Source organism: Mesorhizobium sp. M0047 (assembly GCF_040323315.1).
Taxonomy (GTDB): domain Bacteria; phylum Pseudomonadota; class Alphaproteobacteria; order Rhizobiales; family Rhizobiaceae; genus Mesorhizobium.
In genome coordinates, this window is sequence record NZ_JAMYUW010000008.1 from 81695 (window position 1) to 107817 (window position 26123).

The 26123-nt window shown below is 63.6% G+C and carries 36 protein-coding genes and 1 tRNA gene; 16 read left to right on the forward strand and 21 right to left on the reverse strand.

Annotated features, from left to right (window positions below; translation table 11 throughout):
* Positions 1-167: 167 nt before the first annotated feature.
* Positions 168-437 carry a hypothetical protein gene (locus tag NKJ89_RS09930; protein ID WP_352601988.1) on the forward strand — a complete coding sequence of 90 codons (270 nt, stop codon included), beginning with the start codon at positions 168-170 and terminating at the stop codon, positions 435-437.
* A gap of 74 nt (positions 438-511) precedes the next feature.
* Positions 512-817 carry a hypothetical protein gene (locus tag NKJ89_RS09935; RefSeq protein ID WP_127255556.1) on the forward strand — a complete coding sequence of 102 codons (306 nt, stop codon included), beginning with the start codon at positions 512-514 and terminating at the stop codon, positions 815-817.
* Between the two features lie 9 nt (positions 818-826).
* On the opposite strand, the gene NKJ89_RS09940 is transcribed toward NKJ89_RS09935, so the two are convergent.
* On the reverse strand, positions 827-1270 hold the full coding sequence (locus NKJ89_RS09940) for a DoxX family protein (RefSeq protein ID WP_352601990.1): 444 nt from the start codon (positions 1268-1270) through the stop codon (positions 827-829).
* Positions 1271-1525: 255 nt separating this feature from the next.
* Between NKJ89_RS09940 and NKJ89_RS09945 the strand changes: the two genes are divergently transcribed.
* The 4 genes from NKJ89_RS09945 (at position 1526) to NKJ89_RS09960 (ending at position 2891) form a co-directional block, all read left to right on the forward strand.
* Entirely contained in the window at positions 1526-1705 is a 180-nt protein-coding gene (locus tag NKJ89_RS09945; RefSeq protein WP_023761031.1) for a DUF3606 domain-containing protein, read from the forward strand.
* 99 nt (positions 1706-1804) lie between these two features.
* The gene (locus tag NKJ89_RS09950) at positions 1805-2248 is read left to right on the forward strand and encodes a GFA family protein (RefSeq protein ID WP_352601992.1); all 444 of its coding nucleotides are present in this window, start codon (positions 1805-1807) and stop codon (positions 2246-2248) included.
* 147 nt (positions 2249-2395) lie between these two features.
* Positions 2396-2632: a DUF982 domain-containing protein gene (locus NKJ89_RS09955; RefSeq protein ID WP_352601994.1), complete on the forward strand. Its 237-nt coding sequence runs from the start codon at positions 2396-2398 to the stop codon at positions 2630-2632.
* Between the two features lie 13 nt (positions 2633-2645).
* Positions 2646-2891: a DUF982 domain-containing protein gene (locus tag NKJ89_RS09960; RefSeq protein ID WP_352601996.1), complete on the forward strand. Its 246-nt coding sequence runs from the start codon at positions 2646-2648 to the stop codon at positions 2889-2891.
* 106 nt (positions 2892-2997) lie between these two features.
* Here NKJ89_RS09960 and NKJ89_RS09965 read toward each other — a convergent pair whose 3' ends face one another.
* Positions 2998-3300, reverse strand: coding sequence for a hypothetical protein (locus NKJ89_RS09965; protein WP_352601998.1), 303 nt, complete (start codon positions 3298-3300; stop codon positions 2998-3000).
* A gap of 147 nt (positions 3301-3447) precedes the next feature.
* Here NKJ89_RS09965 and NKJ89_RS09970 point away from each other — a divergent pair, with 147 nt between their 5' ends.
* Positions 3448-4362 (forward strand): alpha/beta fold hydrolase, encoded by a 915-nt coding sequence (locus NKJ89_RS09970; protein ID WP_352602000.1) that lies wholly within the window; start codon positions 3448-3450, stop codon positions 4360-4362.
* Between the two features lie 17 nt (positions 4363-4379).
* Here NKJ89_RS09970 and NKJ89_RS09975 read toward each other — a convergent pair whose 3' ends face one another.
* Both NKJ89_RS09975 and NKJ89_RS09980 read right to left on the reverse strand, forming a co-directional pair.
* On the reverse strand, positions 4380-5444 hold the full coding sequence (locus NKJ89_RS09975; protein WP_352602002.1) for a PAS domain S-box protein: 1065 nt from the start codon (positions 5442-5444) through the stop codon (positions 4380-4382).
* Entirely contained in the window at positions 5425-5730 is a 306-nt protein-coding gene (locus tag NKJ89_RS09980; RefSeq protein WP_352602004.1) for a hypothetical protein, read from the reverse strand. Before NKJ89_RS09980 ends, NKJ89_RS09975 begins: the two co-directional genes overlap by 20 nt.
* 35 nt (positions 5731-5765) lie before the next feature.
* Between NKJ89_RS09980 and NKJ89_RS09985 the strand changes: the two genes are divergently transcribed.
* Positions 5766-6059: a hypothetical protein gene (locus tag NKJ89_RS09985; RefSeq protein WP_352602006.1), complete on the forward strand. Its 294-nt coding sequence runs from the start codon at positions 5766-5768 to the stop codon at positions 6057-6059.
* A gap of 80 nt (positions 6060-6139) precedes the next feature.
* Positions 6140-6213, forward strand: a tRNA-Gln gene (locus tag NKJ89_RS09990).
* 21 nt (positions 6214-6234) lie between these two features.
* Here the strand turns inward: NKJ89_RS09990 and NKJ89_RS09995 are convergent.
* From NKJ89_RS09995 to NKJ89_RS10005, 3 genes are all read right to left on the reverse strand, one after another.
* Positions 6235-6552 (reverse strand): helix-turn-helix domain-containing protein, encoded by a 318-nt coding sequence (locus NKJ89_RS09995; protein WP_023761040.1) that lies wholly within the window; start codon positions 6550-6552, stop codon positions 6235-6237.
* A complete protein-coding gene (locus tag NKJ89_RS10000) occupies positions 6549-6845 on the reverse strand; it encodes a type II toxin-antitoxin system RelE/ParE family toxin (protein ID WP_352602009.1) in 297 nt (98 codons plus the stop codon). Before NKJ89_RS10000 ends, NKJ89_RS09995 begins: the two co-directional genes overlap by 4 nt.
* Positions 6846-7391: 546 nt before the next feature.
* Positions 7392-7631 carry a hypothetical protein gene (locus NKJ89_RS10005; protein WP_352602011.1) on the reverse strand — a complete coding sequence of 80 codons (240 nt, stop codon included), beginning with the start codon at positions 7629-7631 and terminating at the stop codon, positions 7392-7394.
* Between the two features lie 262 nt (positions 7632-7893).
* On the opposite strand from NKJ89_RS10005, the gene NKJ89_RS10010 reads away from it, so the two are divergent.
* From NKJ89_RS10010 to NKJ89_RS10020, 3 genes are all read left to right on the forward strand, one after another.
* Positions 7894-8193 carry a hypothetical protein gene (locus NKJ89_RS10010; protein WP_352602013.1) on the forward strand — a complete coding sequence of 100 codons (300 nt, stop codon included), beginning with the start codon at positions 7894-7896 and terminating at the stop codon, positions 8191-8193.
* Between the two features lie 59 nt (positions 8194-8252).
* A complete protein-coding gene (locus tag NKJ89_RS10015; RefSeq protein ID WP_352602014.1) occupies positions 8253-8567 on the forward strand; it encodes a DUF982 domain-containing protein in 315 nt (104 codons plus the stop codon).
* A 73-nt stretch (positions 8568-8640) separates the two neighbouring features.
* Positions 8641-9642, forward strand: coding sequence for an aldo/keto reductase (locus tag NKJ89_RS10020; protein ID WP_352602016.1), 1002 nt, complete (start codon positions 8641-8643; stop codon positions 9640-9642).
* A gap of 198 nt (positions 9643-9840) precedes the next feature.
* On the opposite strand, the gene NKJ89_RS10025 is transcribed toward NKJ89_RS10020, so the two are convergent.
* A complete protein-coding gene (locus NKJ89_RS10025) occupies positions 9841-10275 on the reverse strand; it encodes a hypothetical protein (protein ID WP_023761047.1) in 435 nt (144 codons plus the stop codon).
* A gap of 349 nt (positions 10276-10624) precedes the next feature.
* Here NKJ89_RS10025 and NKJ89_RS10030 point away from each other — a divergent pair, with 349 nt between their 5' ends.
* Complete coding sequence (locus tag NKJ89_RS10030) at positions 10625-10816, forward strand: hypothetical protein (protein ID WP_352602218.1); 192 nt, start codon at positions 10625-10627, stop codon at positions 10814-10816.
* 78 nt (positions 10817-10894) lie between these two features.
* Here NKJ89_RS10030 and NKJ89_RS10035 read toward each other — a convergent pair whose 3' ends face one another.
* The 6 genes from NKJ89_RS10035 to NKJ89_RS10060 all read right to left on the reverse strand — a co-directional run bounded on the left by NKJ89_RS10035 (position 10895) and on the right by NKJ89_RS10060 (position 16129).
* Entirely contained in the window at positions 10895-11659 is a 765-nt protein-coding gene (locus tag NKJ89_RS10035) for a slipin family protein (RefSeq protein ID WP_023761048.1), read from the reverse strand.
* Positions 11656-13029, reverse strand: coding sequence for an NfeD family protein (locus NKJ89_RS10040; protein WP_352602018.1), 1374 nt, complete (start codon positions 13027-13029; stop codon positions 11656-11658). The genes NKJ89_RS10035 and NKJ89_RS10040 overlap by 4 nt, the downstream gene beginning before the upstream one ends.
* A 173-nt stretch (positions 13030-13202) precedes the next feature.
* Positions 13203-13562, reverse strand: a complete 360-nt coding sequence (locus tag NKJ89_RS10045) for an SPW repeat protein (RefSeq protein ID WP_023761050.1) — start codon at positions 13560-13562, stop codon at positions 13203-13205.
* A gap of 124 nt (positions 13563-13686) precedes the next feature.
* Positions 13687-14760, reverse strand: a complete 1074-nt coding sequence (locus NKJ89_RS10050; protein WP_352602020.1) for a D-alanine--D-alanine ligase family protein — start codon at positions 14758-14760, stop codon at positions 13687-13689.
* A gap of 24 nt (positions 14761-14784) precedes the next feature.
* A complete protein-coding gene (locus NKJ89_RS10055) occupies positions 14785-15348 on the reverse strand; it encodes a cysteine peptidase family C39 domain-containing protein (RefSeq protein WP_352602022.1) in 564 nt (187 codons plus the stop codon).
* 352 nt (positions 15349-15700) lie between these two features.
* Positions 15701-16129, reverse strand: coding sequence for a VOC family protein (locus tag NKJ89_RS10060; protein WP_352602024.1), 429 nt, complete (start codon positions 16127-16129; stop codon positions 15701-15703).
* Positions 16130-16468: 339 nt separating this feature from the next.
* On the opposite strand from NKJ89_RS10060, the gene NKJ89_RS10065 reads away from it, so the two are divergent.
* The gene (locus NKJ89_RS10065; protein ID WP_352602026.1) at positions 16469-16723 is read left to right on the forward strand and encodes a hypothetical protein; all 255 of its coding nucleotides are present in this window, start codon (positions 16469-16471) and stop codon (positions 16721-16723) included.
* A gap of 27 nt (positions 16724-16750) precedes the next feature.
* On the opposite strand, the gene NKJ89_RS10070 is transcribed toward NKJ89_RS10065, so the two are convergent.
* Entirely contained in the window at positions 16751-17950 is a 1200-nt protein-coding gene (locus NKJ89_RS10070; protein ID WP_352602202.1) for an aminotransferase-like domain-containing protein, read from the reverse strand.
* A 231-nt stretch (positions 17951-18181) separates the two neighbouring features.
* Entirely contained in the window at positions 18182-18700 is a 519-nt protein-coding gene (locus NKJ89_RS10075; protein WP_352602028.1) for a hypothetical protein, read from the reverse strand.
* An 81-nt stretch (positions 18701-18781) separates the two neighbouring features.
* On the opposite strand from NKJ89_RS10075, the gene NKJ89_RS10080 reads away from it, so the two are divergent.
* On the forward strand, positions 18782-19378 hold the full coding sequence (locus tag NKJ89_RS10080) for a DUF922 domain-containing Zn-dependent protease (RefSeq protein WP_352602030.1): 597 nt from the start codon (positions 18782-18784) through the stop codon (positions 19376-19378).
* 75 nt (positions 19379-19453) lie between these two features.
* Here the strand turns inward: NKJ89_RS10080 and add are convergent, their stop codons facing one another.
* From add to NKJ89_RS10100, 4 genes are all read right to left on the reverse strand, one after another.
* Positions 19454-20446: an adenosine deaminase gene (gene add, locus NKJ89_RS10085; RefSeq protein WP_352602032.1), complete on the reverse strand. Its 993-nt coding sequence runs from the start codon at positions 20444-20446 to the stop codon at positions 19454-19456.
* 117 nt (positions 20447-20563) lie between these two features.
* Entirely contained in the window at positions 20564-21622 is a 1059-nt protein-coding gene (locus tag NKJ89_RS10090; RefSeq protein WP_352602034.1) for a Gfo/Idh/MocA family protein, read from the reverse strand.
* Positions 21623-21666: 44 nt separating this feature from the next.
* Positions 21667-22371, reverse strand: coding sequence for an SDR family oxidoreductase (locus tag NKJ89_RS10095; RefSeq protein ID WP_352602036.1), 705 nt, complete (start codon positions 22369-22371; stop codon positions 21667-21669).
* Positions 22372-22744: 373 nt separating this feature from the next.
* A complete protein-coding gene (locus NKJ89_RS10100; protein ID WP_352602038.1) occupies positions 22745-23320 on the reverse strand; it encodes a cytochrome b in 576 nt (191 codons plus the stop codon).
* Between the two features lie 286 nt (positions 23321-23606).
* Between NKJ89_RS10100 and NKJ89_RS10105 the strand changes: the two genes are divergently transcribed.
* Positions 23607-23801: a hypothetical protein gene (locus tag NKJ89_RS10105; protein WP_023761065.1), complete on the forward strand. Its 195-nt coding sequence runs from the start codon at positions 23607-23609 to the stop codon at positions 23799-23801.
* Positions 23802-23855: 54 nt separating this feature from the next.
* Here the strand turns inward: NKJ89_RS10105 and NKJ89_RS10110 are convergent, their stop codons facing one another.
* Positions 23856-25952, reverse strand: a complete 2097-nt coding sequence (locus tag NKJ89_RS10110) for an EAL domain-containing protein (RefSeq protein WP_352602204.1) — start codon at positions 25950-25952, stop codon at positions 23856-23858.
* Positions 25953-26123 lie beyond the last annotated feature (171 nt).

Here is a 26123-nt window from a genome sequence, read left to right on the forward strand (position 1 = left end):
AATTCTGAGAAAAAATTCCTATATCGATCGAAACCGCTACCCGACCGGCGCCGGCAAGCCCGCGGAATTCGTTTTTGCCGACCGGCTGGCCATGAGCCGGCGGGTGTGGAATCATTAGACGAAGCTCATGGAATGATTCCCGTCGCACGGCCTAATGGGAGAGGACGATGGACAGACCAGCCATGGCATCCGTGTTCAGGATGCGGCATGCACCGGCCACGGTTTCCGGCGTGCGCAGCACTGGCCAGGGCCAGGCCGATCCGATCATCCGCGTGCGTTCGCTTGGCGAGGCGATCCGCTTCGTCGCCCACGCCTATTCCCAATACGACATCAGCGCCGTCGCCATCAGCTGCGGCGATCCTTCCATCGCGCGCCTCGGCGGCCTGGAGGTGAAGGCGCTGTGGCGCGAATATGGCGAGCGCCTGACGCAGGAATAGCCGCTTCCGCGCCGCCTTCGGATCGGAAATGCCGCTGGCGCGTTTCAACTGCGATCAATGGAGGGAAAATCGCCATGAACGTCGCCAACCTGCAACTCGAAGGCCTGCTCATGGCCGTCGCATCGATCAACCACGTCCTGGTTCGAAAAGGCATACTGACGGCCGAGGAGATCGACATCGCCTTGCGCAAGGCCGAAGCCAGCGAAACCAGCCAGGAGCGATCCGAAGGCATGTCCGCGTCCAGCCGCGATGCCGTCAACTTTCCGATCCGGCTGCTGGAACTCGCCAACCAGTGCCAACCGGAGGCCGACATGCCCTCCTTCTCAAAACTTGCCCGTATGGTCGGCAAGGTGAAGGAGCCCTACAACGACCAGCTCTGATCCCTCGCCTCAAGCCCTGCCCGGCCATCCCAAATTGAGCGAAAGCACCTTGCCCGGCCCGTGCACGGCGGCAAACAGCAGTCCGGCCAGGAAGGAAAAATGGTCGACGAAGAAGCCGAACTCGGCCTGGTTTCCGGCCCAGTGGCTGGGTCCGTGGAAGGCAAGGCCGAGGAACAGCACATAGGCGGCAGCGATCAGGGCCGCGTGCGAGAAGAAGGCGCCGGTCAGGAAACACAGCACCAGGGCGACTTCCAGGATCGCCGCGCACCAGGCCAGGAACAGCGGAACCGGAAAGCCGGCCGCGGCGATGTAGCCGGCCGTCGCCTCCATCCCCATGAACTTGAAGCTCACGGCCATCAGGAAGACGCCAGCGAAGATCAGCCGGGCGATGAGAAGCGCCGCGGTCTGCCACGGCGACTGTGTGATTTGCGACTGTGTGATTTGCGACGGCATGGTCGTTCTCCAGGTTTGCAATGGGTTCCGACCCAAGGACGCGCGACCGACGCCCGGTCCGACACCCCCGGAGCAGATTTTTGTCTGGAAACCCGCTTTATCCGGAGTGCCTCCTTGAATCCATGACCGTGCCGGAATCACCCGGCCTTATTGTCGTGCTTGCGGAACCCGCGGCGCCGATCTGTGTTATGTCCTGTTAATCGCGGGATCGTGCGCCGATGGCTGCATGTTCCCGACAACAAAAGCGAGACCGACATGGCTGACGACAAGTCGAAGACCAAACAGGACCGCAAGCTGGTCTCGAGCGACGAGACCTACGAGGTCGCTGCCTTTGCCCGCAAATACGGCATTCCGCCAAGCGAGGCGCAGACCATCATCAAGCGCTACGGGCCATCGCGCAAGAAGCTCGACGCCCATATGGCGGCACGCGGCTAGAGCCTGGCGCGACGATCGGGGTGGGGATCGTCTCTGACGGATGAGCCCATCCCGCCCGCCCCGGCAGCTCGCAGGCTGACAAGGATGGAGGCCACGACCATGTCCGACACCATACGCAGGACCGGCAGTTGCCTGTGCGGTGGCGTGCAGTTCTCGGTCAGCGGACCGCCGCTTCGCGTTGGCCTTTGCCATTGCAAGGATTGCCGCAAGGCCGGCGGCTCGGCCTATTCCGCCTTTGCCGTCTGGCCGCGCGAAGCCTTCGAGACCACCGGCCTCATCAGCTCCTACGGCACGCGCAGCTTTTGCCCGACCTGCGGCGGCCGCGTTGCCTGGGTCGACGACACCGAGGCCGAGGTGGCGCTCGGCAGCCTCGACGTCGCGCCGACCGATCTCGCGCCCGAATATGAATTGTGGACCTCGAGGCGCGAAGCCTGGCTGCATGCCTTGCCCGGCACCGAACAGTTCGAGCATGACCGGCCGACGGCGCACGCCGCCGAGGCGCCGGCGCCAAGATCGCTGTCGGACGTCGATGCGGGCGAGTGAAATTTAATCCTTCGCGAGGGAACCCTCCCCTGTCCCCGACGTTATCCGGCGCCTCGTTTTTTTGTGCATGTCGTTGTCCCAAACCGCTGCGCAGCCTCGGGTCAAGCCCGCGGACATGCGTTTGGCATCAGTCATGGAGACGACCCGTTGAACGACAAGATGTTTCCCCGACCCATCCGGCTGAAATTCGCCCCCGAGGATGAGCGCGTCGTCCGCAGCGCCTGGGAAGGTCTGGAATGCCTCGGCGACTGGCCGGCTGGCCAGGGCCAGCGCTACAGGGCGGCCCTGCGCAGCTGTCGCGACGCGCTGGACGGCTGGACGCCGCCGGAAAAGGCGATGCGGGCGATGATCGACGCCGCGCGCGAAGCAAAACTCCTCCAGTGACGGGGAACAAGACATGGCCGACTTGATGCTGCCCACGCCGATGCGGATCAAGGCACATGGGTCGGACACGATCCGCGACGTCACGACGGTCAGGGATGCCAGCGAAATCCTGATCGACTGGCCGCAGGCCAAGCGCGGTCCGTTTTATCAGGCGGCGCGCGAACAGGTCGAGGCTGCGATGGAAGACAAGGCAAGTGCTGCCCAGGCGCAGGAAGCGTTCGCTGCGCTCTGCAGCCACGCCGGCGTGATTGTGCGGTAAGAATGTGTTGGGGCCGACGGACCGACGAAAGGGTCGCCTTGTACGACCGGACGAGAGGTCTCGAACCCCAGACGAGGTTGCCGCCCGACGATAACAGGCCCTGCGTCTATTGCTTCGGCGGCTGGGGCGGCACTTCGCCGGGCTTGATCACCGGCGTCTTGCCTTCGTCGGGCGCCGGCGCGGCCATTCCTTGATCACCTGTGGGGGGCGGTTTCAGCACACCGCCGCAATCGCTGAGCTTCTCCGTCAGATTGCCGCTGTCGGGCTGCTGTTTTGCACCTTGCTCCGGCTGCGCGCGGCATTTGTCGGCCTGCGGCACTGTGCTGTCGTTCTGCTGGTCGGTCTGGGCAGCCGCCGGCGCCGCCAGCGCCAGCATCAGGCCGCATGGTATGATGGCGAGAATTCTCATCCCGGGCCTCCTTTCCTGTGACGGCCGCCCGCGGCGGCCTTCCCTTCACAGGAACAACGCCCGTGGAGGAAAAAGGTTGGCCGCTTCCGCCCGGGTTGCGTTGCAACCAAACCCGTTCGCCGGCCGTTGCGCGTGCCGGAGGCGACCATGTTCGATGACTTTCAAAGCACCGAAATCAACACTGGCGACGCCGTCATATTCTCGCTGCGTGCCGGCAGCGGGCCGCCGCTGCTGTTGCTGCACGGCTTCCCGCAAACGCATCTGATGTGGCGCGACATTGCGCCAACGCTGGCCAGCCGGTTCAGCGTCGTCTGCGCCGATCTGCGCGGCTATGGCGGCAGTTCCTGTCCGGCGTCGGCTGCGGATCACGCGCCCTATGCCAAGCGCGCCATGGCCGCCGACATGGTGGCGCTGATGGCAAGGCTCGGTTTCTCAAGCTTCATGGTCGCCGGCCATGATCGCGGCGGCCGTGTCGCCTACCGGATGGCGCTCGATTATCCGGACCGCATCGACCGGCTTGCCGTGCTCGACATCGTGGCCACGGCCGATGCCTGGGATCGGGCCGACGACAGGCTGGCGCTGGGCTACTGGCCATGGTCGTTGCTGGCGCAGCCCGAGCCGTTGCCGGAAAAGATCCTGGCAGGTGCCGCCGAGGCGATCGTCGACAATGCACTCAGTGGCTGGGGCTCGTCGCCTTCGGTGTTTCCACCCGAGGTGCGGCAGGCCTATATCGATGCCTTGCACGCGCCATCCCACATCCATGCCATCTGCGAGGAATATCGGGCAGCGGCCACGCTCGACCGCGAGCATGACCGGTCGGACAAGGCCACCGGCCGGCGCATCCGCTGTCCGCTGCTGGCGCTGTGGAGCGGCCAGGGCGCCCTCGCGGAGTGGTATGCCGGTGAAGGCGGGCCGCTGGCGCTGTGGCGCGGCTGGGCCGATGACGTGCGCGGCCAGGCGATGCCGGGTGGACATTTCTTTCCCGAGGCGAACCCGGCACAGACCGCCGAGGCGTTGGCCGGCTTCTTCGGTGAGCCAGTCCGGACAGATCGTAACGGGTGAAATGGCTGAAATAGACCTCAAGGGCGGAAAGACGGCTCGGTGTCGGCAGCAGCGATTTCGGCGCCGAGCGGCGGAACGATGATCGATTCCAGCGGCGCCGTCAGCGACCAGCTGAGATGGCCCGGGCTCCGCTTCAGGACCGCCGAGCCGTTCAGCGACTGCGGAGCGACCCGTTGCAGCACGACGGTGCCGAAGCCCTTGCGCGTGCTTTCGTCCCGCCGCTCCCCTTGCTTCGGCATCGTCTCGTCCCAGGCGAGATGGATTTCCCGGTTTCCCGAAACACCATTGGCGATCTGCCAGGTGATCTCCAGCCGTCCGGCATCGCACGCCAGCGCGCCATATTTGGAAGAGTTGGTGCCGAGCTCATGAAAGGCCATGCCGAGATTTTGCACGGCGTTCGGCTGCAGGGTCAAAAGCGGTCCGGAGAGCGATACCTGTTCCTCGCGGCCGAATGGCTTGAGCTGCTCCTGGACGAGGTCGAAAAGGCTGGCACCCGCCCAATCCGAGTTCACCAGCAGGTCGTGCGACCGCGACAGCGCCATGATGCGGGAGCGGATCAGCTCTTCGAATTCGCGCGGATCGGTCGAGCGTTTGCTCGTCTCCCTGATCATCGAGAGGATCACCGCGAACTGGTTCTTGACGCGATGGTTCACCTCTCGCAGCAAATGCCGGATTCTGCGCTCGCTCTCCCTGGTCGCGGTGATGTCGCGGGCGATCTTCGAAGCACCGATGATCTCGCCTGTAATATTCCTGATTGGCGAGATGGTCAGCGACACGGCAATGAAGCTACCGTCCTTGCGTTGCCGGATCGTCTCATAGCTGGCCACCCGTTCGCCGTTGCGAACCCGGCCGATGATGTCGGCCTCCTCATCCCTGAGATGATCGGGAACGAGCATCAGCATCGACCGGCCGACAGCCTCCTCGGCAGCGTAGCCGAACATGCGTTGCGCCGCCCCGTTCCAACTGGTGATGATACTGTTCAGATCCTTGCTGATGATGGCATCGAAGGAGGAATCGACGATGGCAGCCAGCCGTGCGTCGGCGCTGACATTGGTCGACGCCTCAGGGCTCGCCAATTCCATCAATATCCCATCCCTCCTTGCGCAGCTTTCTCGCCCATTGGACAGGTTCCACCAGCGCCAGCAATGCGCGGCGGTCCGATTTGGTTGCAATCGCCGCGCAAGATTCTGTTTCCGTCAGCGGATTGGCGGCGGTCTCCAACGACCGCGCCAAGACGAAGGAGCTGTGCTCGACGCCGGCCGCGGCCGTCCATCCCCGTCCACGACGTCCCGTTTGGTTGCGCCGCAAGGAAGCGCCAGTTGGCTGTTGCGGAACTTCGGGCCGAAATGCGAGTTTCGCCTGATACATCAGTTCACGTGACACGTCAGCTTGAGGGAACCGCCATGCCGATGCGCCAAATTGCCTTGATGACGGCAGCGATCCTGCTCGCCGCGACCGGCCTCGCCGAGGCCCGGCCGGATACCCGCACGATGAGTTGCGATCAGCTCCAGCAACTGATCCAGAGCCACCGCGCCGTGGTGCTGACCACCGGCCCCGACACCTATGACCGCTATGTCAGGCAGTTCGGCAACGAATGCGACTGGCCCGAGGTGCCGATGTCAGCCTATGTCCCGACCCGTGACGGCGGCTGCCCGGTCTACCGCTGTGAGGAGCCTGTCAACAACTTCCCGAACTGATGCCAACCACGCGCCTTTGCCGCAGCACTGCGTTGATCCCGGCGCGCGAACCGGCTACGGGTGTTAGGGCAATTGCATCTTCCCGCTTCGTCTAATGGTAGGACAGCGCCCTTTGAAGGCGTGAATCGTGGTTCGAGCCCATGAGCGGGAACCAGCAATTGATTTCAACAGATGGCTAGCCGGCAAGCCGCGCCTCGGTCTCCTCGGCGCCAAGTGCCTGCTCCACGGCCTCGGGGTTCTTCTTGATCACAGTGAGATAGGCGCGCACCGCGCTGTCGGGCGCTGACCTGCCCTGCTCCCAATCGCGCAAACGAGCAAGGCCGAAGCCGAACCGGGCGGCGAAGGCCTCTTGATTGAGGTGGAGGACTTTGCGGATTGCGCGGACATCGACCCGCTCCGGCACATGGATCACGGCCCCGTCGGTATCACCCTCAGCGAACGCGATGGCGTCGTCGAGACCGGCCCTGATCTTGTTGAACGCACTCTTGCTCATTTCGCTTTTCCCTTCTTTCCGTAGGTGTCGATCAAGATCTTCGTCAGTTTTGCGAGGTCATTGCACTCGGCCTTCGACAAATTGTCCTTCTCGCCCTTGCCGAACACGGTCAGGAGGAACACTGGAATATCCTCACCACCGAACACGGTCACGATTCGATAGCCGCCGCTCTTGCCATGCCCACGACCGGCAACACGGAATTTCCGACAGCCGCCTGTGCCCTTCATCACCTTGCCGAACCGAGGCTCGTCTCCGAGAAGTTCGACAACCTCTGTCCGCTCCTCCTCGGACATGCCGGCGGCGTGGCCCGCGGAAAGGTATGCTGGCGTTTCGACGACTGTGTGCATGGCCAATACTACGGAATTTCCGTAAAAAGGCAAGTCACACTACGGACGTCCCGTAGTTTTCCCTTCGGATTTCGTGCTTGCGCGAGAGGCACAGTGGTCAGTGTGGTCGTTGCCAACATGCCGTGGCGGCAGGGAACCGCCAAGGAACCTGTCCCTGAAACCATTTTGCAGACCCTGCGTTGACGACCGCACCGTCAGACACAGGAGATATCCCATGCCCGTCAGCTGCCGCATATCGATCGACAACCGACCTGAGGCCACCGATGCAATTTTCCAGGCGGTTCCACGGATCGGGGAAAGCGTTTCGCTGTCGATCGATGGAAATACACAGGATCTGCGGGTGTCACGCGTCGTGCATGTTGACCAATGGCTCGCTGGAAGGTGCAACGATCGTCGTCGAAGTGACGACCAACATTCTATAGAGGCGACAGCCAGCCGCGTGCCGGCATGTCAGCCAGCGCGCTTTGCTGGTCGCGATCGGCGCGGCTGCAGTTAATCCTTGCCGCCTTCGGCAATCCCGTCGCCGGCGGTGGGCAGGATTCCAAAATCCCGCGACTTCAACCCGTGCTCCGCGGTCAGGAATCCATCCGAGCTCAAGCCGCGCCGCAGCAGTTCCCTAACCGCGGCCGAGCGGCTCGGCATGCGCTTGTCGTAGCGCCAGTTCTCGAGCGCCGCCAACTCATCGGCCGTCAGCATGATTTGCAACCGTTCGGGACGTTCCAGTTCAGCCATGGCGTTTCCTCGCTCAGGACCTAGAATGAGTTGAATTAGTATTTACCTCATAACTAGGAACGCACTCATAGTCCGTCAAGAGTCACTGGTGGGTGAACGGCGCATTGTGTACATAGTGAGATAAAGACGCCGAACGGGCATTTCTGTAATTATACTAACTATTTGATTTTACAAGAGAATTTCGTAGATTTTCCTTGCCGCAAGTCCGCGCCCGGCGCATACTCCCAGGAACAGAAAACCGATCCCCTTCGGGAGGTTTCGAATGCGGTATGATTATTCGACGCGCCTGCGCGATGACGTGACGTCAGCGGTTCTGGTGGCGTTTGAGAAGAACGGCATCATCAACATCACGGCGGTGGCGGAACGGGTGAGGGTCCGGAATCTGGCCGAGAACGTCGCCCTTGAGGACATTGAACATCTGGTCCTGCAGGCGGCGCAACTCGTTGGCGTGGCAGTCGAATTCGACTGCGTGGCCGGCCTGTTCGTGGATAGAGTCGCTGGCGAGGATAGCGAGCCCGCGAGTTCTCCGCTCGATCTGCCCCGCCCAACTTCGATCCAATAGGATAATTTCCGGAACGGTCTTCCGCCCGGAGGCGCATGTTTCGGAAAACTCACGCCAGAGTGATTGGCACCGACGAAACCTTGGGCTGCCAAATGCGTTTATGGCTTCAGCCCAGTCGAGGTTTCCCAATGCAAACTGCATGGTTTTCCAAACCGGTGGCGGTGTCGGTCGGAGTCGCCGGTTCCATCTACTATCTGTCCAATACGCAGCAAGCCATTGAATTGCTCACGACACATTGGCGTGACCCCGGCAGCCCAAAACATCAAACGGCGTTGCGCGCCTGCCGCCGGGCGACGAGCGGCGATGTTGCCCCCGATATCGCCAGGACGGCGCTTGTCGAGGCCGCACGTGAAGCCCACATCCTTGTCGAGTAGGCCGCGTCGATTAGATCGGCCAAAGTTGGTGCGGCTGCTATAGTCGCGGCATCCCCCTCTTGGAGACCCCACCATGACCCTGAAGACACGCAAGCTCGGCAGCCAGGGGCTGCAAGTCTCGGCCATCGGCCTCGGCTGCATGGGCATGAGCCAGTCCTACGGTCCGGCCGATGAGTCCGAATCCATCGCCACGCTGCACCGCGCCATCGAACTCGGCTGCACTTTCCTCGACACCGCCGAGGTCTATGGCCCTTACACCAACGAGGCGCTTCTCGGCCGGGCTTTGAAGGGAAAGCGCGACCAGGTGACGATCGCCACCAAATTCGGTTTCCGCATCGAAAACGGCAAGCAGGTCGGAACCGATAGCCGGCCCGGGCACATCCGCGAGGCCGTGGAAGCCTCGCTCGGCCGGCTCGCCACTGACCATATCGACCTCATCTACCAGCACCGCGTCGACCCGGCAGTACCGATGGAGGATGTCGCGGGCGCCGTCGGCGAACTTGTCGCCGAGGGAAAGGTGCGCTTCTTCGGCCTGTCGGAGGCGGGTGCGGCCAACATCCGCCGGGCGCATGCCGTGCATCCGGTGTCGGCTGTGCAGAGCGAATACTCGCTGTGGGAGCGCAATCTCGAGCCGGAGATCATCCCGCTGCTCGGGCAACTCGGAATCGGCCTTGTGCCCTTTTCGCCGCTCGGCCGCGGTTTTCTCACCGGCGAGGTCAAGCGCGCGGAGGATTATGCCGAGGGCGACTACCGCCGCAACGACCCGCGCTATCAGGGGCAAAACTACGACGCCAATGTCGAGGCGGCGGCCAAAGTGCGCGACGTCGCGACTGCCCGGGGCGTCAAGCCCGGCCAGATCGCGTTGGCCTGGCTGCTGCAGAAGGGCAGCGGTTTTGGCATCGACATCGTGCCCATCCCCGGCACCAAGCGGATCAGATATCTGGAGGAGAACGTCGCCGCCGCATCGCTGAAACTCAACGCCTCCGAAATGGCCGCGCTCGACGACGCCCTGGCGCCCGGAAAAATCGCTGGCCCACGCTACACCGAGCGCGGCATGGCGATGGTCGATCGGTAGAGCGGCGGCGCCGTAGCCTTCCGATATTCGACGCAAAGCATTGGCCGGCATCATGTTCGGCGGGCGACTGCGTCAAGCGGCGCCATCCAGCACAATCGACGGGAGGCGGAGAGGCCCGCTTCCGCCTCATCGTTCTTCAAGCAGTCGTTCAGCCCGGCTCCACATCGTGCGCGATGTTCGCCAGCCGGGCATCGGCCTTCAGTGCATAAACGCTCCTCGCAGCCACGCGAAGAAACCGGATCTTCCAGACATTGCCGCGCGGACACGGGATGCGGCCCATCGTGCCGTCATCGTGGCGCCTACATGGCAATGGCAGACGATCCCGTGGAGCTGCCAATCGGTCAGCTCGAAGAAGCGCTTGGCCTCACCGTAGGTATCTTCCTTCAAGCCCAGCGCGCGAAACACCGGATCTTCGAAAGCAATCGTGATCGGTGATCCTGCGGAACGCATTCTTTCGCGCGTCTCCACGGATTGGTGCTCGGTCCCCGTCAGCGCCCCTAGGACCCTGTTGGGATTTTGCTCCAGAAGCTGCGCCCAGCGTTCGAGGCGTTCGCCTCGGGTCGCGAGAAGATGGGTTGCCTCGGCGTGGACGTCGGCAACGGCATTCAGTTGGTCAACGGTTTGATGCTTCACGGACGCCTCCTATTCAGCGGCTGAATTCGGTTCAGCCTTGAATGGAATTATGGCGCCCGGTGAGGTCGGCAAGACCCGGAGATGCCCGGTACGGCGATTCATTTGGGCGGCGTCGCTCCTTTCCGCTACGCTGCTCGCAACCCCGCGTCCTGGTCGCAATCGAAACCGCGGCGGAACCAATCCGCAAGCCCGACCGTTCTGCCCGCATCGGCCCTGGTCGAGACGATGTCAAGGACGCGCGAGACTAAGATCGCTCGATGACTTTCTGACTGAGGACACCTGGATGTCGGTTCGTCGACTTCCCGCCGGATGTCGACCAACCACCAAGCGCCCACGCAGGAGTTACTTCATGGCCATTCTGCCTAACCCCGACCCAATGCCTGTTCCAACACCCACGCCGCCGCCGCTTCCCGAACCGAAGCCCATGCGCGAGCCGGATCCGGACGGTCTTCCCGATGAAGAGCCGGTCCCCAATCCGGATGAAAACGACCGGCCGCCCAAGCACACGGGTCCCGGTCCGGACCGCCGGCAATGGTCATGATCATCATACGGGAGACCGGCATCTTGCCGCACGCGGTTCACCATCCGGCGGCAGCGCGCCGTCGGGAGCGAGGCCGGTTCACTTGGCGCTGTCCGACTTTTTGTTGAAGATCGTGAGCAGGTCCACCGGCAGCGGGAACACCACCGTCGACGAGCGCTCGCCGGCGATGTCGTGCAACGCCTCGAAATAGCGCAACTGCATGGCCTGTGGCTCGGCCGCCAACATCTTGCCGGCCTCGACCAGCTTTGCCGCCGCCTGCTGCTCGCCATCGGCATTAATCACCTTGGCGCGCCGCAGCCTTTCGGCCTCGGCCTGCTTGGCGATGGCGCGGATCATGCTCTCGTTGAGGTCGACATGCTTGATCTCGACGTTGGAGACCTTGATGCCCCAGGCGTCGGTCCGCTGGTCCAGGATCTCCTGGATGTCGCTGTTCAGCTTGTCGCGCTCGGCCAGCATCTCATCGAGTTCGTGCTTGCCGAGCACCGAGCGCAATGTGGTTTGCGCAAGCTGGTTGGTAGCGGTCATGAAGTCCTCGACCTGGATGATTGCCCGCTCGGCATCGACGATGCGGAAATAGAGCACGGCATTGACCTTCACCGAGACGTTGTCGCGCGAGATCACGTCCTGTGGCGGCACGTCCTGCACCACCACGCGCAGGTCGACCCGCACCATCTGCTGGACGAAGGGAACGAGGAGGATCAGGCCAGGCCCCTTCACCCCGGTGAAGCGGCCGAGCGTGAAGACCACGCCGCGCTCATATTCCCGCAGGATGCGAATGGCCGCGGAGAGGAACATCAGCACGAGAAGGGCGAGTATCAGATAGGCCACGTAACCGATGATCATTGCCTTGCTCCATTGTTCCTGCGCCGGACCGTCAGCATGAGACCGCTGACATCGGCCACCTCGACGCTGTCGCCAGGGGCGAGCGGTTCGTCGCCTTTCGCCCGCCAGCGCTCGCCCTGGGCCAACACATGGCCCTCGCTTCCCGACCAGTCGAGGATCTTGGCCGGCAGTCCGTGCATGGCCTGCGCGCCGACACGCGGCAGGCGCTTGCGTGCCGCCCACAGATAGCTGCCGGCCAGCAGCGCCAGGCCAAGCGTCAGCGCGGCGGCGGTGCCAATGACCGCCCATGACATCTCGAAGCCGGGACCCTCGACTTTGAGCAGCATGACCGCGCCGAGCAGGAAGGCGGCCACGCCGCCAAGCCCAAGCACCACCGTCGGATTGAAGGCCTCGATGACGAGGAAGGCGATGCCAAGCAGCATCAGGGCAAGGCCGGCATAGCTGATCGGCAACAGGTTGAGCGCATAGAGCCCGAGCAGAAGGCAGATGGTGCCGATCACGCCGGGTGCCACCGCGCCGGGGCTGGTGAACTCGAAGACGAGGCCGTAGAAGCCGGCCAGCATCAGGATGACGGCGATGTTGGGATCGGTGATGACGGCGAGAAGCCGGATCAGCCAGCCGGGCTCCAGCGTCTCGACCGGGAGGTCCTTGGTCGCCAACACCCGTTTCTTGCCGGCTGCCTCGACCATGCGGCCGTCGGCAAGCTGCAGCAGTTCGGCCGTGTCGTAGGCGACGAGGTCGACGACATGTGCCTGAAGTGCCGCGTCGGCGGAGAGGCTGGCCGCCTCGCGCACGGCCTTTTCCCCCCAGTCGGCATTGCGCCCGCGCAGTTCGGCCAGCGAACGGATCAAGGCGACCGCGTCGTTCGTCACCTTGCTCATCATCGCGTCGCCCGCCGGCGACCCGGTGGCGTTCTTCTGGTCGCCCTTATCCTGGTCGCCGCCACCGGGCAGAGACGGCAGACCGCCAAGCTCGACCGGTGTGGCGGCGCCCAGGTTAGTGCCGGGCGACATAGCCGCGACATGGGTCGCATAAAGAATATAGGTTCCGGCACTTGCCGCATGCGCGCCGGCCGGGGCGACATAGCCGATGACGGGAACGGGCGAGGCAAGGATATCGGCAATCATCTCGCGCATCGAGGTGACCAGCCCGCCTGGTGTGTCGATCTCGAGGATGAGAACCTCGGCGTGCCGCTCGGCGGCCTCGGCCAATGCCTCCTTGAGCTGCCTCGCGCTCGCCGGACCGATGGCGCCGTCCATCTCGACGCGCAACGCCAGCTTCTGCGTCGCCTCTCCGGTTGCGGGAGAGGGACTGGCGACCGCGGCGGCCATGAGGGCCGCGGCAAGAACCGCCATCCGCGCGAGGTTCACGCTCTAAACTCCCTGGGCAGGATACCGGACCCGATCCCACCGAACTCCCTGGCGCGGTCGCAGGATTGCAAGCCGACAACCCGGCTCCGCGGGCCGGACGGCAAAAGCATGGGGCGCATTTTCAAATCCGGAGGAGCCCGCCGCTCGCGCGCCGGACCCCCACCCTTTACCGGTCACGCATGCGCGTGCGGATGACGGAAGTCCCAGACGGCCCAACCTGATACGGCAACCACCAGCACGCCGAGAACGACGTGGGTGGCCATCGCGTGGCTGTTCGCCATGAAGCCGAGCAGCCAGGGCGAAACGATCAGCCAGACCCCGAGAACGACACTAACCCATTCCTCCCACTCGGCGAACGCGGCAAGCGCCGCCAACGCCATGACGCCCAGCACGACGCCAACAATCCAGGCGTTCCATGCGGGAGCGGTCGCAGCAGCGAAGCCGATTATCCAAGGTGAGATGAACAGGCAGATGGCAAGGACCAGATTGAGCCAGTCCTGGCCCTTCTTTCCTTCCATGAGCGTAATAGCCATGACAACCTCCACAGATGAAGCTTGACCAAAGCGTAAAATTCGCGTGCAAATGCACGCTTAGTTATTGATGTAACTACGCTTCACATGGCCTTCAAGGCCCTGCGCCAATCCACTCCCGAACGGATCAACGCGCCGCATGCCTTGCCAGTGCGTGCTCGATCAGCACGTCGATGGTCTGGCTGTAGCCGATGCCTGATGCCGCCAGCGCCTTGGCATACATGGAGATGTCGGTGAAGCCTGGAATCGTGTTGACCTCGTTGACCAGCAGGCTGCCGTCCGCGCGCAGGAAGAAGTCGACGCGTGCCATCGCCTCGCAACCGAGCGCCTGAAAGGCCTGTCGCGCCATCTCCCTCGCTCTTTCGGCGACCTCGGCCAGGACATCGGCGGGCACCTTGACCACCGCTCCGTCGGCATCGAGATATTTGGCCTCATAAGTGTAGAAGCCATGCTTGCCGGCCGGAATGATCTCGCCAGGCAGCGAAACGGTCAGCGTGCCGTCGGCCCGTTCCAGCACCGAGAACTCGATTTCGCGGCCTTCGACGAACTCCTCTACCAAAACCTTGCTGTCATGCCGGAAAGCCGCCTCGACGGCCGTGGTGAAGCCGGAGCTGTCGATCGCTTTGCTGACCCCGAAGGACGAGCCCTGGCGCGCCGGCTTGACGAACACCGGCAGGCCGAGCTTCGCCGAGACATCCTCGAAGGTCACGTGCTCACCTCGCCACAAGGTCAACGAATGGGCAACCGCCAGTCCCGCCTCGCGCATCAGCCGCTTGGCGACATCCTTGTCCATGGCCGCGGCCGAGGACAGGATCCCGCAGCCGACATAGGCGACATCGGCGACCTCGGCATAGCCCTGCACCGAGCCGTCCTCGCCGAACGGCCCGTGCAGCACGGGGAACACAACGTCGACCGGGGGCAGGTCGGGCTGCGTTCCGTCCCGCGACACCGCGACCAGCCTGCCCTTGCCGCCGGGCAGCAGGGCGACCTCGATGCCGTCCTCGGATGCCGGCGCCCCTGCCCCGTCACCGGCGGCCAACCGTTGCAGCAGCCATCTGCCGCTTTTGGAAATGGCGATCGGCACGACGTCGTAGCGCGTCCGGTCGATCGCCTTCAGCACATTGGCCGCCGACAGGCGCGAGACGTCATGCTCGGCCGAACGCCCGCCATAGAGGATGGCAACCCTTGTCTTAGCGGTCATGGAAATTCCTCAACTCTCTAACGATCAAATTTCGACTGAAATGCCGCGATTGGCGAAAAAGCGGTCGAAATCGGCTGGCGCCAACACTGCGTTTGCCTGTGTGGCGCTGGTATGGCCGGACGGATTGTGGAAGCGGAAACCTTTGGCGGAAGCCGCCGTGACCAGCACCAGATGGCCGCCCTTCGACGGCGGCTCGCTCTCCGGCCAGCGGATAGAGCTGCTGACCGACGCGATGAAGAAGCGAGACCGCTCGAGAATTGCCGGTATGTCCGCTGTCGCGACACTGGTCATCACCTTGGCCCGCAGGCCGAAGCTTTCTTTCACGAAGCTGACGAAGGGTGCGTAGATCAGGCCCTTGATCGATCCCTCCTTGACGACATAGCCGCCATAGTCAGTGCATCGTCTGGCAAGCTCGATCGTCGGCACGATCTCGCCGCGGCTTGCCAGGATCATCTTCAGGCAGGCCATGCCGCAGATATTGGCGGCCCAGACCGCGTATTCGTCAACGGTTTCCGCGCCCGACCCCTGCCACAGGGGATCGCGCCTAAGCGCGATTTCGGCACCCTCAGCGAGTACGTCCTGGGTCATGCCAGGCGTTTCCCACTGGCTGAAAAATGGGCACGGTTCCAGACGGTGGGTTCATACGGACTCCTCGGGCGGTTCGCCCCATCTCGTCTACGAGGATACGAGATGGATGAATAGCTCCAACGTCGTCATCCCCGGGCGAAGCGAACGCACGCGACCCGTCAAAATGTGCAGAGGTAGTGAGCGGCGGCGCTTACTCGGCTTTCGTCCAGCCGAAAACCAGCCAGGCGCATTTCGACTTTTCGTCCGGTTCGGCGGTGTAAGTCATCTGCATGTCGCTGTCCTTGGCCGCCGGCCCAGCACCACTCGGGTGAGAACCGAAGCGCTGTAGGACCGGCTGAATATCAGCACACCTTTAGAAGGTGATCTTCACCGAAGCGGCACTGCGCGTGTGCGGGCCGTGGTGGACTGCCTCGATGTTGTTGCCGTCCGGATCGAGCAGGAAGGCGGCGTAATAGCCGGGATGATAGGGCCGTTCGCCCGGCGCGCCATTGTCCATGCCGCCGCCGGCGAGCCCGGCCTTGTAAAAGGCCTCGACCATGGCGTGGTCCTTTGCCTGGAAGGCAAGATGATGGCGGCCGGTGAGTTTGCCCAACGCTGCCGGGCTGTCGGCGCTCGAGATGAACAACTCGTCGGCCCAGAAATAGCCGTCGCCAACACCACCGATCGGGATGTCGAGCACCTGCAGGACAGCTTCGTAGAAACGCCGGCTGGCTTGGAGATCCCTGACCACCAGTTGGATGTGGTCGATGAGCCGGCCGCGATGCAATTCGTGGGTTTCCATGCAAATTCCTCCTCGTAGGGCACGAATCTAGTTTCGGACGGCGCCGCGTCAACGCGGATGCAAATCCGGCCGATGCCCCGGCCCATCCTTCAAACAAAGAGCCCGCCGGGAGGGGAATCCGACGGGCCTTTGGAAAGCCGATATAGAAGCTTTCAGGTGTCTGCGGGGGTCAGACAATGGTGAGAACTCCATTTTGCAACAGAAGTTCCACCGGTACGAAAAAAGGTCGCCAGCGAGTTGTCGTTACGAGCCGGACGATGCGTCAGGCGGTCAAAATCCGTTCAGCCTGGAACTTTTTGTCCGGCGCCAGGTTTTGTGGCGCGGCTGGAGGAACTGGAATTGGATGGTTTTCAACGGCTCGAAGCGCTCGTCGACAGGGCTGGTGCCGACGATGTCGGAGAAGCAAACGCTTTGCTGCGTCGATTCAAGGGCAGGACGGACAAGATCGATACCGCGATCGACGAATTCATACTGGATTTCATGACGCTGGTCTTCGTCGTCGAAACCGGCGAGGAAAGCTTTGAAAAGCCGACCCGCAAGCTGGCCGGCACCAGCCTTTCGAAGCTCAAGCACCTGGTCAACGTGCCGGCATAGGGACCACGCGGGATCCGGCGCGGAAGCCTATTCCTTCAGGATGGCCGCCAGCCGCGGGACGCCCTCGCTCACCGCACGCCGGTCGGCGAGCGTGAAGGACAGCCGCAGCGTGTTGCGCCCGGTGCCGTCGGCATGAAAGGCACTGCCAGGCACGAAGGCGACGCGCGCCTCTTTCACCGCCCGCGCCAGCAGGGCGGTGGCGTCGGACCCTTCCGGCAGCGTCACCCAGACGAACATGCCGCCTTCCGGGCGGTTCCAGCTCACGCCGTCGGGCATGTGGGCTTCCAGCGCCGCGAGGAGGCCATCGCGGCGCTCGCGATAGGCGCCGATGAGTTTTTCGACCTGAGCGTCGAACACCGCCTCGGCGACGCGGTGCATCACCACCTGGTTGATCGACGGGCTGTGCAGATCGGAGGCCTGTTTCATCAGCACCAGCTTCTCGACGATATGGCGCGGCGCGCACACCCAGCCGACGCGCATGCCCGGCGACAGGATCTTCGAGAACGAGCCGCAATAGAGCGTGCGCGCCTTGTCGATGCCGCCGGATCGGGCGCAGTCGAGCGCCAGGATCGGCGGCACGCCTTCGCCGTCATAGCGCAGCGCGCGATAGGCGGCATCCTCGATGACGGCGATGTCGAGTTCGCCGGCAAGGTCGAGCACCGCTTCGCGCTGCTTTCGGTCCAGCGTGTTGCCGGTCGGGTTGGCGAAATCCGGCACCAGGTAGGCGAACTTGACTTTGCCCCCATTCGGGGCAGCCGCCGCTCGATAGGCATCGGGCGTCATGTTGCCGCCGGCCGGGGTCAGCCGGTCGTAGCGCGGCTCATAGGCGTTGAATGCCTGCAGCGCGCCGAGATAGGTCGGCCAGGTGACCAGCGCGGTATCGCCCGGCGACAGGAACAGTTTGCCGAGATAGTCCAGCGCCTGCTGCGAGCCGGAGGTGATGAAGATGTTGGCTTCGTCGCAGGCGACGCCGAGCTTGCCCATCTGCCCGGCCAGCCAGCGCCGCAACGGCAGATAGCCTTCCGAGACCTGGTACTGCAGCGCCGCACCCACCTCCGGGCCGCCCAGCACATCGGCATAGGCGTCGCGGATGGCTTCGGCCGGAAACAGAGCCGGATCGGGAATGCCGCCGGCAAACGAGATGATGTCGGGCTGGTCGAGCAGCTTCAAGAGTTCGCGGATTTCGGACGCTTTCATGCGCGACGAGCGCGAGGCCAACAGGTTCATAAGGGTCAAGTCATGCCTCCCGCGACAATTCTATTTAGGTCAACCTAGCTGACCTATATCTGCTTTATCGGGCAATTTGAATAGAGCCTGAAAGCCTTCCGCTATACGCCAGTCGCCGCCGGGCGGAACGGACTGGGTGAGGTGATGCTACAGCAAGCCCGGTGAGCCAACGAGAACCGCCTCATTCCTGCGCACCCCCTCTGTCCCGCCGACATCGAACTGTGGAGCTCCTCAATCCCCGTCCGCGGGCTTGGCCTTGCCGCACTGCGCCAGCACCTTGGCAATGGCGGCGCTCGAGCCCTTCAGCGCAAAACTGCTCTCGCCATATTTGGCGGCACTGACCGACACATCGCCTTTCCCGCGCATCAGGTCCAGCAACGGATCGGCTTTGGCCAGATCGATCACGAAGTAGTTGTACATGGCCTCCAGCTGCAGCGTCTTCGTCACCGCCTTGCCGTCGGCCTTGAACTCGAACGAACCGGTGATGCCTGGCTCCAACTGCTGACCGGTGTCGCCCAGATCATAGCTCAGCACCGGCGTTTCGAAACAGGTTAGCATCAGATGCGCATCGCCTTTCGGCCCGCCACAGACCGAGGCGGTCAGCACGCTGCCGCCCTCGTCCTCCTCCATCCTGGCGGCCCAGCCACTGCACGACGCGGCAAACCCCGGCTGCGCGGCCTGCAAGACCGCAATGGCAACGGCAATGATAAGATATCTCATGACTTTCCCCTCCGGCATTTGCAGCCGCACCTGTCGGCATCCTATAGGAAAAGCTCGTCCGGTGGCATTGCCTGTCGCGGCGACCGGTTTTGGTTCTCGCGGAGAGCGGTGTTGAGAGTTTTTGTCCGTCTGGGTCTGTCGATCACCGCGCTTGTAGCCTTGCCGCTCGCCGCCCATGCCGATTGGAAGCCGGTCGAGAAAGTCGAGACATACGCCATATCGGGCCAGTCCGGGCCGGAGCTCTATCGCTCGATCGGCGAAAACGGCCCCAAGCTCGGCATCACCCGCGCCATCGCCCACACCAATTTCAAGCTGACCTGGACCCGGGATTATCAAGCACGGGCCGGCGCCTGCGTGCTGGCCACAGCGCGGCCGAAACTCATCATCACCTACACCTTGCCAAGCCCCTCGGCGCCGCTGCCGCCGGCGATCCAGAAGAACTGGGAGGTGTTCATCGCCGGCGTCAGCGCGCATGAGAAGGTGCATGGCGCCGAGATCGTCGACATGGTGCGCAAGATCGAGGTGGCGACCGCGGGACTCAGTATTGCCGACGATCCCAAATGCAGCAAGATCCGCACCGAAATGACCAGGCGCCTGTCCGACCTGTCACAGGCGCAGCGGCAGGCGAGCCGCGATTTCGACCGCGTCGAACTCGGCCAGGGCGGCAATCTGCAAAAACTTATTCTTGCCCTGGTGAATGGCGGCTGACCATACCGTCGCCTTGCTCGGCATCCTAACTGACGATGCCGACCAGCAGGTGGTGCCTGCGGATTGAATCCCCGGCTAGCTCCGCCAAGCCGCCAGATCGGCCAGGATCTGCGCCTTCAGCGAAGCGTCGGCGTAGCTCGCGTGCACCGACGTTTTGGCGAGCTGGCGGATGGTTTCATCGTCCCAGGCGAAGGCCTCGGCGCAGGCGGCATAGGATGCTTCGAGGGTGGTATCGAGCAGTGTCGGATCATCGGTGTTGATCGACACAAGGACGCCGGCCTTGCGCAGAGCGTCGAGCGGATGTTCGGCAAGTGAGGGATACACGCCGAGCGCCACGTTGGAGATCGGACAGACGCCTAAGGGAATCTGCCTCCGTGCCAGCAAGTCGACAAGCCCGGGGTCCTCGATCGCCCGCACGCCGTGGTCGATGCGGTCGGCGCCCAGCAGTTCGATCGCGTCGCGAACACCTTCCGGGCCGCTCGACTCGCCCGCATGAACGGTGCGCCGCAGGCCCGCCGCGCCAGCACGGCGAAACGCTTCGGCGAAGCGCGGCCCGGTGCGCCCGGCAGCCGCCTCGTTCCCGTCGATCGACAAGGCAACGACGCGCTTGTGCCTGATTTCGCTCAACAATTCGACGAGTTCGATCGCTTCCGCCGCCGACTGGGTACGAAGCAGGCTTACGCACAGTCCGACCGGCGGGTGCCCGTCCTGTCCTGCGGCCGAGAAACCCGCGTCGAATGCATCGATCATGCCGGGGATATTCCTATGCCAATGCGGCCAGTGCGTAGGGTTGACGATGACGTCTGCATAACGCACGCCGCTTCGACCCATGCGCTGTGCAAACTTGTAGGCCGTGGTGGCGAGTTGCTCGCGCGTCCGGAACGTCCCGCACAACCAGTCGAGCATTTCGAGGAAGCTCCTGAGATCATGGGCTTCGAAGAGCCTGTCGCGCGGCGCGCGCAGCGGAATGCCGGCTTCCTCGCAATTCCTGATTACATCATCGGCCTCGAAGCAGCCCTCGACGTGGATGTGCACTTCGGCTTTCGGCAGCCCGATATAGTCGGTCAATGACGCCTCCCCTATTTCAAGCGTCATCAGATCATGAAACGGCCGGTCCCCATTTCAAGAAATGATTGAAAGAATTGCGCGCGGCGCGCCGGATTGACGGCGCTTCTCGGAGCAGGCCTACCGCGTCTCGGCGCTCGCCCTCAGCTCCGCACGCTTCTCGTCGGACACGACAGCCAGATCCAGCACCTTCTGCAATTCGGCCGCATGGTGGAATGATGGTTCAGCCTGCACGCCGGTTCGCACCGCGTCAGTGAAACGCTGGTAATTGGTCGGCACCGTGCCGGCGTCGAGCTCTACCCATTTGGCGTTCTCGACATTCTCGCCGACGCAGGCCTTGAGCGCCGAGCCGTCGAGATTGTGCACCACCTCGATGCCGCCTCTTTCGCCATAGATGCGCAGGCGGAGCTCGTTGAGATGGCCGGTCGCCCAGCGGCTGGCATGCACCACGCCGAAGGCACCATTGGAAAAATCCAGCGTCATGGCGAAGCTGTCATTGGCGTCGAGCCCGTAGTCGCCGATGCGGTTGCCAGGTGCCTTGTCGAAGCTACGCAGCCGGCAGAAGACATGGTCGATGTCGAGCGCCGCACCATAGCAGGCGAAATCCAGGATGTGGATGCCGACATCGCCGAGCACGCCATTCGAGCCGTGGCCGCGCGACAGGCGCCAGAGCCATTTCGGATCGGTGCGCCAGTCGCCCCAGAATTTCGACACCAGCCAGCTTTGCAGATAGGACGCCTCGACATGCCTGACCGTGCCGATTTCGCCCGCCTGCACCATCTGGCGGGCCTTCTGGAGTGCCGCGACATTGCGATAGGTGAGGTTCACCATGTTGACGATGCCGGCGGCCTTGGCGGCCTCGGCCATCTCGGTGGCCCTGCCGAAGTTTTCAGCCAGCGGCTTTTCGCACAGCACCGGCTTTCCGGCGGCGATCAGCGCCATGGTGGTCGGATGATGGATGCGGTCCGGCGTGACGTTGGCCACCGCGTCGAACTCACCCCATGCCAGCGCCTCCTCCAGCGAGATGAAGCGGTTTGGAATGTTGAAACTGTCGGCGAATTCGCCGACGCGCGCCGGATCGACATCGGCGGCGCCGACGATGTCGACGCCCTCGATGGCGCTGAAGCGACGCGCATGTTCCTGCGCCATCCAGCCGGTGCCGAGTATCAAAAGCCGCATTTATTGCTCCTTGGAGATATCGGAATCCCGTCCGATCGACGCCCTCAAATAGCGCGGATGATACCGCCGTCGACCCGGATGTTCTGGCCGGTGATGTAGCCGGCGCCTTCGGACGCCAGGAAGGCGATGGTCGCGGCGATCTCTTCGGAAGTTCCATAGCGCTGCATCGGTATGCTGTCACGACGCTCGTCGGTGGCCGGCAGGCTGTCGATCCAGCCGGGCAGCACGTTGTTCATGCGCACATTGTCTGATGCATAAGTGTTGGAGAAGATCTTGGTGTAGGCGGCAAGACCGGCGCGGAACACGGCGGAAGTCGGGAACATCGGGCTCGGCTCGACCACCCAGGCCGTCGAGATGTTGATGATCGCGCCGCCCTTCTGCCTGACCATCTGCGGCGCCACGATGCGCACTGGCCGGATGACGTTCAGCAGATAGACGTCCATGCCGGTGTGCCACTGCTCGTCGGTGATCTCGAGGATCGGCGCACGCGGTCCGTGGCCGCCGCTGTTGACCAGCACGTCGATGCGGCCATAGCGCTCCAGCGTCAGGTCGACCAGGCGCTGCAAATCGTCGTTCGACTGGTTGGAGCCGGTGACGCCGAGGCCGCCAAGCTCCTTGGCCAGCGCCTCGCCCTTGCCCGAGGACGACAGGATGGCGACCTTGAAGCCATCCGCCGCCAGCCGCTTGGCCGCCGCTGCACCCATGCCGCTGCCGCCGGCCACGACAACAGCCACTTTTTCTAAACTCATTGGATTTTCCTCTCGGGATTGGCGGGCACCGCAAGCGGTGTTTTCGGGAGTTGAGCGTTTGATATAACTGATTTTAGCACCGGTTCGAGCCAGAATGCGTGACATAGACCTGTAGAAAAACGCCTGCATGCGCGAAGCCTTCCTCAGCCTGCCGCCATTGATTGCTCTGCGCGCCTTCGAGGCCTCGGCGCGTCATGAGCGCCGGCTTGGTTGGCGAGATTTGGAATCACGGCGATCGGTGAACTGGCCCTAACCCGTCCCGGCACACTCATCAGCGCTTCCATGTCGGGCTCGTCGCCGGAGCACAGTACCGTCGCCCTCGAGCCGCCCGACCGGTTTCTTGCCCCGGCGGCGACGATCCTTGAGTTAAGCATCAGGGCCGCGCCTGGCGGCCGAAACCGGAGGACGGATCCGGCAAGCCGGGCACCATCTGGCTCAGCACGCGGTCGCGAAGGAAGAAATGATGGAAGATCGCCGCGGCGGCGTGCAGGCCGGCGAGCCAAAGGATGATGTCGCCAAGCGTACCATGGATTTCCGCCAGCGAAGCGCCCCAACTTCCGGGAAACGGGCCGATCGCTCCCAAGCCGTAGACCGTCACCGGGTGACCGCCGAACCAGGCGCCGAGCATCGCGGTCGCCGGAACCGCCAACAGCAGCGCGTAGAGCGCCCAATGCGTTGCCCTCGAAGCGACCTCCATCCAGCCGGGCATGGGCGGTGGATCGGGAATGCGATCGAACGGTCGCCAGACCAGGCGAATGACCAGCAACCAGAAAACGGCGAAGCCAAGAGACTCGTGCAGCAGGAGCGTGGAGGCCCTCGCCGCTGAATAGACCCGCTCCGGCGGGCCACCTGCCGAGACCAGGAAGGCGATGAGCACGAGCAGAGCCGTCAGCCAGTGCAATGCCTGGGCGAGGCCTCCGTAGCGGACTGTCGTACCGAACAGCGACATGCGAGAGCTCCGAAATGGACACGTCCTCCCGCACCCGTCCCTGAACGTGCCTTCGTTTCGCTTGTTCCTCAAGTGCGTTTTGACGGGTTTGCCAAGGTTTTCCGTGCCGCCCGTCTGCCCTGCCGGGCATCTCGCCTACAAGGGAGGAGATTGGCAGCGTCTCCGGTAGCACACCCTCCTCTGCAACTTTCGCCGGCATTTGAATAAAAGCCGCCTGTGGATATTTACCCTCCGTTCCGCCAGGCCCGGCAAGATGGACATTAGGGCGGGATCATGGAGGGAACCATTGACCAGCGATTTTTCAGCCGCCCGCATCCACCTCGAACGTGCCTATCACTATCTGCAAGGCAATGACGAGACGAGCCGCGCTGCCTGTGACGCCCTGGATCTGTTGATCGAAGCGGTGGCGGAAGCACAGCACAGGCGACCCGAGGCTGGCGTGCTGGAGTTTCCGCGATCGACGGCGCGGCACACCGGCTGAGATGTGTCGCGTTTCAGGTGAGGCCGGGCTCACCTGAAATGCGACACGCCAGGATCAGGATGCCTTTCGGGCCATCGACCGCTCGGTCGCGCGCGAAACAATCGCCTCCAGCGGCTCCGGCCGGTGCAGCAGGAACCCTTGGCCGAACGCAACGCCCATATCGCTGAGCATGGTCAGCGTATCCTGCTTTTCGATCTTCTCGGCGACCACGTCGCAGCCGATGCTGCGGGCGATGCTGGTGATGGCCAGCACGATTTCGCGGTCGAAGTGGCTTTGCGTGATGTGCTCGATGAAGGAGCCGTCGATCTTGATCGTGTCGACGGGGAAACGCCTGAGATATTCGAACGAACTCATGCCGGCACCGAAATCGTCCAGGCTGACCCGGCAGTGCCGCTCGCGCGCCTTGCGCACGAATTGTTCGGCGGCGTCGAAATTGGTGACGGCGGCGGTTTCCGTGATCTCGAAGCCGATGCCCGAATGCGGCGCCCCGGTCTCTTCGATGACGCTGTCGACGAACGCCCACAGCTGCGGATCGCTCAACGTCTGCGCCGACAGGTTGAAGCCGAGCGTCAGCGCGCCCGAGCGCAAGGCGGCACCATGCCGCGACAGCGCGGTGCGGATGATCCAGCGGTCGAGCCGCGAGGCGATGCCGAAGCGTTCGGCCACCGGAATGAACTCGCAGGGCGGCACCAGCCGGCCGCTGCGTGCGACGAGCCTTGCCAACACTTCGACATGGCGGCTTTCCTGCCAGGGCCGGCCCAGCCGATGGATTTCCTGGCCGAACAGTTTCAGTCGTCCGTCTTCCATGGCATCGACGGTGTCGGCGGCGATACGCGCCGCATTCAGCCCGCCCGAGCCAGCTTCCACTGTCGCCGAGAACACCGCGAAACGGTTGCGTCCGGCGGCTTTGGCCGCGTAGCAGGCATCGTCGGCGCATGCGAGCGCGTCGGCGACCGTGGTGTTGGCATTATCGATAAAGGCGATTCCGATCGAGGCCGCCAGCTTGCGCGTCGAGGCGGCCAGGCCGAGATCGGCCTCGCGCACAGCGCCGAGCAGGCCAGTGGCGATCCGCTCGGCCTGTGCGGCATCGCAATGCGGCACCAGCAGCGCGAATTCGTCGCCGCCCAGCCGCGCCGCGTGTGCTGCCGGCGGCAGGCAGCCCCGAATGCCGGCGGCAACGCTCTTCAGCGCCAGGTCGCCGGCGGCGTGGCCGGCAAAGTCGTTGAGCGCCTTGAAGTAGTCGAGATCGACATAGAACACCGCCAGCGGCGCACCCGCCGCGATATGGTCGGCGAGCTGCCGGTCGAAGGCGGAGCGGTTCCACAGGCCGGTCAGCGCGTCGTGGCGGGCGGCATAGGCGAGTTCCTGCTCGCGCAGCTTGTCCTCGGTGATGTCGCGCACCGTGCCGAGGATTTGGCCGGCAGCACCAGCGCCGGCGATGAAGCGCACCAGCGATTCAACATGCCGGACTTCGCCGTCCCGCCGGATGATGCGGTATTGCGAGGCGGTGACACCGTCCGAGCCGCGCGACGGCAAGTGAGCCCGTTCGGTGGCCTCCTTGTCGTCGGGATGCAGATAGCTGTGCCAGAGGTCGGCCGTCACCTCGTCGGTGTCGGCAATGAGGCCGAATATATCCCTGGTGCGGGCGTCCCAATAGCTCCTGTTGGTGGCGATGTCGTAATGCCAGATGCCGGTGCCGCTGGCGGCGAGCGCCAGGCGGAAGCGCACATTTACCTGTTCGAGCTCGGCTTCGGCCGCCTTCTGCTTGGTGATGTCGGTCTGCACGCCCATCAGCCTGAGTGGTTTTCCGGACGCGTCGCGCTCGACGATGCCGCCGCGATCGAGCACCCACACCCAGTGGCCCTGCTTGTGCTTCAGCCGCAGCTCGGTCTCGATGGCGTTGGTCTGTCCCGCAATGTGGCGGTCGCCGCTGGCCAGCGCCCGCTCGCGATCGTCGGGGTGGGTCAGTTGCAGCCACAGGTCGCTGCTGCTGGCAAGCTCGCTCTCGTCATAGCCAAGCATCCGCGCCCAGGTCGCGGAATAGAAGCAGTCGCCGGTGCGAAGATCCCAGTCCCAGACGCCAAGTTGGGCGCGCTCCAGGGCCCTGGCCCAGAACGTTCCGTTGCGACTCTTCTTGTCCTGACCAACCATCATCTGTTTCGCTCATCCCCGCCACGGACCAATCTGCGGCAAAACCAGAGAAGAAAGCGTTACCTTGGCTGAGGCAGGCGGTTGCGCCTCCTCACCTGCCATCTCTTGCCCTTTCGATTGGCCGGCAAGAACCGGAGTTTCGCGTCGGGCGGATCGTCCTAGTGATCGCCC

Coding starts and splice junctions, on each gene's coding strand:
- NKJ89_RS09930 (WP_352601988.1), top strand. CDS start 168: ATGGACAGACCAGCCATGGCATCCGTGTTCAGGATGCGGCATGCACCG.
- NKJ89_RS09935 (WP_127255556.1), top strand. CDS start 512: ATGAACGTCGCCAACCTGCAACTCGAAGGCCTGCTCATGGCCGTCGCA.
- NKJ89_RS09940 (WP_352601990.1), bottom strand. CDS start 1,270: ATGCCGTCGCAAATCACACAGTCGCAAATCACACAGTCGCCGTGGCAG.
- NKJ89_RS09945 (WP_023761031.1), top strand. CDS start 1,526: ATGGCTGACGACAAGTCGAAGACCAAACAGGACCGCAAGCTGGTCTCG.
- NKJ89_RS09950 (WP_352601992.1), top strand. CDS start 1,805: ATGTCCGACACCATACGCAGGACCGGCAGTTGCCTGTGCGGTGGCGTG.
- NKJ89_RS09960 (WP_352601996.1), top strand. CDS start 2,646: ATGGCCGACTTGATGCTGCCCACGCCGATGCGGATCAAGGCACATGGG.
- NKJ89_RS09965 (WP_352601998.1), bottom strand. CDS start 3,300: ATGAGAATTCTCGCCATCATACCATGCGGCCTGATGCTGGCGCTGGCG.
- NKJ89_RS09970 (WP_352602000.1), top strand. CDS start 3,448: ATGTTCGATGACTTTCAAAGCACCGAAATCAACACTGGCGACGCCGTC.
- NKJ89_RS09975 (WP_352602002.1), bottom strand. CDS start 5,444: ATGGAATTGGCGAGCCCTGAGGCGTCGACCAATGTCAGCGCCGACGCA.
- NKJ89_RS09980 (WP_352602004.1), bottom strand. CDS start 5,730: ATGTATCAGGCGAAACTCGCATTTCGGCCCGAAGTTCCGCAACAGCCA.
- NKJ89_RS09985 (WP_352602006.1), top strand. CDS start 5,766: ATGCCGATGCGCCAAATTGCCTTGATGACGGCAGCGATCCTGCTCGCC.
- NKJ89_RS09995 (WP_023761040.1), bottom strand. CDS start 6,552: ATGAGCAAGAGTGCGTTCAACAAGATCAGGGCCGGTCTCGACGACGCC.
- NKJ89_RS10000 (WP_352602009.1), bottom strand. CDS start 6,845: ATGTCCGAGGAGGAGCGGACAGAGGTTGTCGAACTTCTCGGAGACGAG.
- NKJ89_RS10005 (WP_352602011.1), bottom strand. CDS start 7,631: ATGGCTGAACTGGAACGTCCCGAACGGTTGCAAATCATGCTGACGGCC.
- NKJ89_RS10010 (WP_352602013.1), top strand. CDS start 7,894: ATGCGGTATGATTATTCGACGCGCCTGCGCGATGACGTGACGTCAGCG.
- NKJ89_RS10020 (WP_352602016.1), top strand. CDS start 8,641: ATGACCCTGAAGACACGCAAGCTCGGCAGCCAGGGGCTGCAAGTCTCG.
- NKJ89_RS10030 (WP_352602218.1), top strand. CDS start 10,625: ATGGCCATTCTGCCTAACCCCGACCCAATGCCTGTTCCAACACCCACG.
- NKJ89_RS10035 (WP_023761048.1), bottom strand. CDS start 11,659: ATGATCATCGGTTACGTGGCCTATCTGATACTCGCCCTTCTCGTGCTG.
- NKJ89_RS10045 (WP_023761050.1), bottom strand. CDS start 13,562: ATGGCTATTACGCTCATGGAAGGAAAGAAGGGCCAGGACTGGCTCAAT.
- NKJ89_RS10050 (WP_352602020.1), bottom strand. CDS start 14,760: ATGACCGCTAAGACAAGGGTTGCCATCCTCTATGGCGGGCGTTCGGCC.
- NKJ89_RS10055 (WP_352602022.1), bottom strand. CDS start 15,348: ATGACCCAGGACGTACTCGCTGAGGGTGCCGAAATCGCGCTTAGGCGC.
- NKJ89_RS10060 (WP_352602024.1), bottom strand. CDS start 16,129: ATGGAAACCCACGAATTGCATCGCGGCCGGCTCATCGACCACATCCAA.
- NKJ89_RS10070 (WP_352602202.1), bottom strand. CDS start 17,950: ATGAACCTGTTGGCCTCGCGCTCGTCGCGCATGAAAGCGTCCGAAATC.
- NKJ89_RS10090 (WP_352602034.1), bottom strand. CDS start 21,622: ATGCGGCTTTTGATACTCGGCACCGGCTGGATGGCGCAGGAACATGCG.
- NKJ89_RS10095 (WP_352602036.1), bottom strand. CDS start 22,371: ATGAGTTTAGAAAAAGTGGCTGTTGTCGTGGCCGGCGGCAGCGGCATG.
- NKJ89_RS10100 (WP_352602038.1), bottom strand. CDS start 23,320: ATGTCGCTGTTCGGTACGACAGTCCGCTACGGAGGCCTCGCCCAGGCA.
- NKJ89_RS10110 (WP_352602204.1), bottom strand. CDS start 25,952: ATGGTTGGTCAGGACAAGAAGAGTCGCAACGGAACGTTCTGGGCCAGG.